The organism is Psychroflexus salarius, from assembly GCF_900129035.1.
Taxonomy (GTDB): domain Bacteria; phylum Bacteroidota; class Bacteroidia; order Flavobacteriales; family Flavobacteriaceae; genus Psychroflexus; species Psychroflexus salarius.
Genome location: NZ_FQTW01000044.1, coordinates 1 through 1,223, shown reverse-complemented (window position 1 = coordinate 1,223; position 1,223 = coordinate 1). Strand labels below are relative to the sequence as shown.

Sequence of the window (1,223 nt, the reverse complement as noted above, 5' to 3'; positions counted from 1 at the left end):
AACCAGTAATCGTCTGATGGTAAAACCTCACCTTGATAAGTCCCATCCCAACCTGATTGATCTGGTGTTAATTTATACAAGTGTTTCCCATAACGATCAAATATATTAACCTCACTAACATCTAAATTAGACATTGTTGTGTTATTTAACTGCCAATTATCATTATATCCATCCGCATTTGGTGTGAAAAACTCTGGATAATCAATTAATGTAATTTCTTTAGAGACTTCTCCACAACCGTTTTTATCACGTGCTGTAATGGTATGCATGCCGCCTGGAACGTCGCTAAATATCAACTCTGTTTGACCGTCTTCTAAATCGAACCACTCTCCATAATCTAATCTAAATTCGTAATCTCCTAATCCCACTTCTGTGATTGTAACGCCTATTCCGTGTTCATTATTTTGAAAGCTATCCGTTAAAATTGCTAATTCAAAATCTATTTGACCACTTTCTATAATTTCTGCTGATGAGCTATTAACACAGCTTGTAATTTGTTGAGCTAATGCATTGGTTACCGCTACGGTATAAACACCTGCTTCTGTTGCCGTAATACTTGGTGATGTTTCACCTGGAATTTCTACTCCATCTAACATCCACACAAAATCATAGTCGGTAGCTGCTAACCCTGTTTCTATAATTGGTGGTGAGGTGGCTGTATTTACTAAATCACCATTCTCATCAATACAAACGCTTTGCCCTTCATAGCCTGAAATATCAACTAATGGAAGTACATTTTCTATATTAAATGAAGTGACTTCTGAACGACAACCGGAAGCTGAATTAATTACAGCTGCATACATCTCAGTTTGGCTTTCTGCTAAGTTGAAGCTTTCTGGTGTAGCAATTGGGTTATCGTTTTCATAAGCGGTTTGCGAAACATAATATCTAACCACACCGCCTGTCGCTAGGCTGTTGATTTCTGTATCTTTTACTGTTAAATCTACCGCATTATCTCCGCCATCTTCATAATCTATACAAACTTCTAAAACACTTGCGGGTGAAACTTCTGGCTGTGGTGTAATGCTTAAATTAAATGTTTCAGTCGCTGTACAAATTTGGTCGTTTTGGTTGGTTACTTCTACTGTTATCGTCGCTGAACTCGACACTTCATAAGCTTCAGGGTTGCTTATCTCATTATTAGAAGCGTCTAAATAACGTACTGCATGTGTCGTTTCATCTTGATCTTCACCGAATGCTAAATCTGTATTTTGGGTTAAATC

The 1,223-nt window shown here is 37.4% G+C and carries 1 protein-coding gene; it reads right to left on the bottom strand.

Annotated features, from left to right (window positions below; translation table 11 throughout):
* Positions 1–1,223, bottom strand: a 1,223-nt coding sequence (locus tag BUB82_RS11665) for a T9SS type B sorting domain-containing protein (protein ID WP_143185703.1), incomplete at both ends; no start/stop codon positions are given.